General features: G+C 61.5%; 3 protein-coding genes. 1 reads left to right on the top strand and 2 read right to left on the bottom strand.

The annotated features are described in order from the left end of the window. Window positions 1-37: 37 nt before the first annotated feature. A complete protein-coding gene (locus NW844_RS12130; RefSeq protein WP_414335982.1) occupies window positions 38-1,297 on the top strand; it encodes an ABC transporter substrate-binding protein in 1,260 nt (419 codons plus the stop codon). A gap of 8 nt (window positions 1,298-1,305) precedes the next feature. On the opposite strand, the gene NW844_RS12135 is transcribed toward NW844_RS12130, so the two are convergent. After that, window positions 1,306-4,290 carry an ATP-binding protein gene (locus NW844_RS12135; RefSeq protein ID WP_414335983.1) on the bottom strand — a complete coding sequence of 995 codons (2,985 nt, stop codon included), beginning with the start codon at window positions 4,288-4,290 and terminating at the stop codon, window positions 1,306-1,308. A 7-nt stretch (window positions 4,291-4,297) separates the two neighbouring features. Continuing rightward, window positions 4,298-4,966: ABC transporter permease (locus NW844_RS12140; protein WP_414335985.1), on the bottom strand; the 669-nt coding region annotated here is incomplete at its 5' end.

Here is a 4,966-nt window from a genome sequence, read left to right on the forward strand (position 1 = left end):
GTTAAGTTGAATCTGGAACCTAGACAGAGGTGAGGCCATGCAACCCAAAGGCGTTTTCTGGAAGCGGCGGCAGGTGTTGGCGGGCCTGGGATCCCTAGGGGCTTGGCTGGTTGGGCAAAGCTCTCCTCTGGCGCAAAACACCGGCGAGAACCCAGTGGAGTTGGGATCCCTGAGCTGGGCAGATATCCTGGAGCGGGCGCGGGGCAGCCAGGTGAATTGGGCCATGTGGAGCGGCAGCGAGGCCATCAACGGTTTTGTGGATGGCTGGGTCAAGCGGCAGTTGCAAGAGCGCCATGACATTCGTTTGAACCGGATCCCGCTCACGGATACCGTGGAAGCGGTCAACAAAGTGATTGGAGAGGTGCAGGCCGGGTTGCGCAGCGGCGGCAGCCTTGATCTGATTTGGATCAACGGCAACAATTTCCGCACCCTCAAGCAGGGGAACTTGCTCTACGGCCCCTTTGCCCAGAAACTGCCCAGCCTGCAGTTCTACAACCCTGCCGATATCGCAACGGATTTTGGCCTGCCCACCGAAGGCTATTCTGCCCCCTACACCGGCAACTATTTCCTGATGGCCTACAATGCCGAACGGGTGCCCAATCCGCCCCGGAGCTATGCCGAATTGTTGGCCTGGGCCGAGGCCAATCCAGGCCGGTTCGCCTACGTGGCCCCGCCGGATTTTCACGGTAGCCGCTTTCTGTTGAGCGCCTTCTACGGTGTGACAGGAGGCCATGCCCAATACAGCGGGCCGGAGTTCAATGCCGAGCTTTGGGCGCAACAATCCCCCGCTCTGGTGGACTACCTGAAAAAGCTGGATCCCTTGTTGTGGCGGCGAGGGCAAACCTATCCACCCACCTTTGCCCGCCTGGCGGAACTATTTGCCAACGGCGAGGTGTGGCTGATCCCCACCTTTATCGACCAGGTGATCTTGCGCAAGGGCAACGGCCAGTTTCCCCCCAGCACCACCCCCTATGGAATCCCCGGCACCAGCTTGATCGATCCCTCGTTCACGGCCATTCCCATCAACGCGGCCAACCCTTGGGGGGCAATGGTTTTGGCGGAGCTCTTGGCCAGCCCGGAAGGACAACTGGAAAAGTTCAAGCCGGATGTGTGGGGGGATCTGCCCCTGATCGATATCCGTCGTCTGTCTGCCGAGCTGCAGACCAACTTTGCCCAGCTAGAAGCTGCCGCCGGGATCCCCATTCGCGAGGCCATCGCCGGCGCTGTGCCCATCGTCCACCCCGAATACACGGTGCAACTGGAAGCCCTCTGGCAGCAACAGGTTTTGCCGGGATAGGTGGCCCCTCACCCCCAGCCCCTCTCCCTGGGGGACTCCCTCACCCCCAGCCCCTCTCCCTCAGGGAGAGGGGAGCTTTCGCTTCTCTGTTTCTGCAGGTGAGATGCTGTTCTGGCTTGGGGCAGCCAAACGCGAAAATGCGTCCATCCTTCCAAGCTGCTGACGGAGATCTGGCCCCCCATGTGCTCCACCAGTTGCTTGACCAGGGCCAGCCCCAGGCCGGTGCCGCCGTGCTTCCAGCGATCCGACTGCGGGATGCGGTAGAACTTCTCAAAGATGCGGGGCAGCTCCGATTCCGGGATCTCGCTGCTGTTGCTGCAGACAAAGAGGATCCCTTCTCCTTCCCAGGCCACCTGCAGGTGGATGGATCCCGCGGGGGCGGTGTATTTGACGGCGTTGTGCAGCAGCTCGCGCAAGATGCGGCCCAGGGCCGTGGGATCCGCCTCAAGGGGTGGGATCCCCTCTTCTAGATGCAGTTGCAAACTTTGGTTTTTGGCCTGGGCCAGGGGCTGAACTGCCGCCACCAGATCCCGCAAATAGCGCGGCAGAAAGATCTCTTCGGGTTGGAGCAGATACTTCTCGGCTGCCAGCCGCTGCATGTCCAGCAGGTCGTTGATGAGATCAATTTGTCGGTTGCATTCCTTGAGGGCGATGGCGAAATAGTGCTGCTGCTTCTCGGGGTTATCGCGGGCTATTTGCAACATTTGTAGGGCCATGCGCACATTGGTCATGGGGGTGCGCAGCTCGTGGGAGACGGTGCTCAAGAAATCGTCCTTGAGCAGGTTGAGCCGCTCCAATTCCTTTACCTGGGCCTGGGCCGCCTCATACAGACGGGCCTGCCGCAGAGCCAGAGCAGACAGGTTGGCCACCTGATAGGCCAGTTGTCTCTCCGCTTCGGAAAACTCCTGCTGCCGCTCCAACAGCAGCAGCCCCAGCCGCTCTTGCTTGTCCCAAAGGGAGCAAGCCAAAAGCTGTACCCAGTGCCCGCCTCGCTCCTTTTGACAACAGCAGTGGACTTCCCAGGGCTGGTCAAGAAACGCATGGGAGTGCAGCAGGTGCCTCAGCTCGGGATCGTTGAGGTAGGCGGGATCCGCCTTCTCCGGAAACGAGCAAGCCGGGATCCAAGAGGATCCATCGGCACTGGTCAAGAAAATATGACAGCCGGTTAGGTTGAGGGCCTCGGCCAGGCTCTTGACCACCTCTTCCAGGATCTCCCCCTCCTTGAGGCCGGCCACCATCTGGCCGCTGAGGGAGCGCAGCACCGCCTCAAAGCGCAAAGACTGCTGCAGCTTGGCAGTACGCAGCGCCACCTGGGCTTCCAGCTCGCGGTTGAGGGCTTCTAGCTGCTGTTGGATCCGCTTTTGCTCGGTGATCTCCCGCCCCACCGACAGGATCTCCACCAGTTGGCCCTGGCTGTCGAAAATGCCCTGATCCACCCAGCTCACCCAGCGGGATTGGCCATCTTCGCCGGGGTACTCCCGCTCGCTGCGGTGGTAAGGGTGCTCAGGCGTCAGAGCCGCAAGGGACTGCAGCACCGCCTCCCGTTCTTGCGGCGGCAGAGAGTCCACCCAACGGCTACCTATCGCTTCTTCTGCGGAACGGCCAAAAAAGCGCAGGTAGGCAGGGTTAGCATAGGCGATGCAGCTATCGGGCAAAGAGCGGCAGATCAGCTCCGTCTGCTGCTCCACCACAGCGCGGTACTGCTGCTGCTGTTGCCAGAGGCGATCCAGCAAAGCTTGTTGGTTGGTGGCCGCCTGCTGCCAAGCCTTGGCCAGGGTCTGCACTTCTTGGATAGGGCCGGGATCCACAGGGGGCCAGGCCAGGATCTCAGTGTGCACAAATTGCTCCGCTATTTGGGTAAGGCGGCGCAGCGGACGAGAGAGGGCTTCGCTGAGGAGGATCCCGGCGGCCAAAAAGCCCAGCAGCAGCCCACCCCCCAACAGGGCCGCCTGCCGAGCACTGGCATAGACAGGGGCTAAAAGGGCGCCCTCCGGGATCCCGTAGACGAAATAAAAGCCCGGCCCCCATTGATCCTGAATGGCCATCACCTGCACCCAGTAAGGGATCCCGTCCACCCTGAGGCGCAGCAAACCTTCAGAGGCCGCCGTTGCCCAGGATCCCACCTGCTCTTGCACAGCCAGCAGCAGCGGCTGGGGAGACAGCTCCTCCCTGCCGGCCACCACCTGGCCCTCTTCATCCAGCAACCAGCTCACCCCTGGATACGCCAAGCTGGCCTGCAGATCCTCCAGAAAAGCCTGCAGTTGCTGAGCCGAGAGAGCAGCCACCAAGCTGCCGTAAACCCGCCCCTCCGCCTCGGCCAAGGGCAGCGCTGTCAGGATCAGCCGCTCCGGCCTCTGATTGGGAAACTCGACAAAAAAGTTGCTCACCACCCAGGTACGGCGGGCCCCTTCCTGTTGCAGGATTTCGGGAAACCAAGACAGCCGCCGCAAATCCACAAAGCCCAACTGCCGCGTCAAGCCGGTGGGATCCCCGCTTTCCGGATCCCGCTGGCAGCCCTGGACGGATCCCGGCTTCAGGCCTGGCGTGTGGTAGGTCCAGATCGACCCACCGGTGTGGCGGCGGGCGGTTACAAACCCCCCCTCCGCTGAGACAAAGCCGATATAGCTCAGCTCGGGAAACTGCTGCAACTGGCGGGCAAAATAGGCCTCAAGCCTCTCCAGATCTTGCGGCTGAAGCGCGGCCAAATTGGGCAGTAGCTCCCACTGGACTGCCCCTTGATTGAGGGCATTGATCTGAAGGGGGGCTTGGAGATAGCGCCTGAGGTGCTCTTCAGTGCGATGGTTAACCTCACTCTTCAGGTGCTCGGCCAACTGCAGCGCCATCTGCCGGCCAGCCCGCCAGGAGAGATAGCCCACCCCGCCTGCCCCCCCAGCCACTGCCAACAGCAGCGGCAACAGCAGCGCCACCTGCAAAGGAACCGCTCGAGAAGTGAGGAAGGGCAGGCGCATTGGAGAAGAAGAGGAAAACAGCATGGGATCCCTAGGCTTGGGGCGGCTCCAGAGCTCGCTGCAAAGCGCCGAGGAGAATTTCGGCACCAATGGCCAACAGCGCCACCGGGATTGCTCCCACCAACAGGATAGCGTTGTCGTAGAGGGCAAACCCCAGCGTGATGAAGCTGCCCAGCCCGCCCGCCCCGATAAAGGCGGCCAACGTGGCGCTGGCAATGACCTCGATAGTAGCGGTTTTAACACCGGCCAAGATTACCGGCAACGCCAAGGGGATCTCCACATGGCGTAGCACCTGCGCCGGCGTCATGCCCATTCCCAAAGCAGCTTCGCGTAGAGCCGGATCGAGACTGCGGAAGGCCACATCCGTGCTGATTAAAATGGGGGGCAAGGCCAAGATCGTCAGGGCAATCGCCGCCGACTGAAAGCCAAGGCCAAAGTAGGGAATGGCCAAAAACAAAATCGCCAAGCTGGGGATCACCCGCAAGCTGCCGAAGGCATTGATCACCACGAGGGAAACCACCTGCGAGCGGGAGCTGCCAAAACCCAAGGGCAGGCCCACCAGCAACGCGATCCCCAGCGGCACCGCCACCAGTTGTAGGTGCTGGAGGAAAGCTTGAACTAGCAGGTCGCTGTTGCTGTAGGCGTAACTTAAAGAGCTGGCCAAAAGACTCATCGAGGGTGGGTAGGTGGCAGCAAGCTC

It is taken from the genome of Synechococcus sp. H55.2, assembly GCF_047462495.1.
Lineage (GTDB): Bacteria > Cyanobacteriota > Cyanobacteriia > Thermostichales > Thermostichaceae > Thermostichus.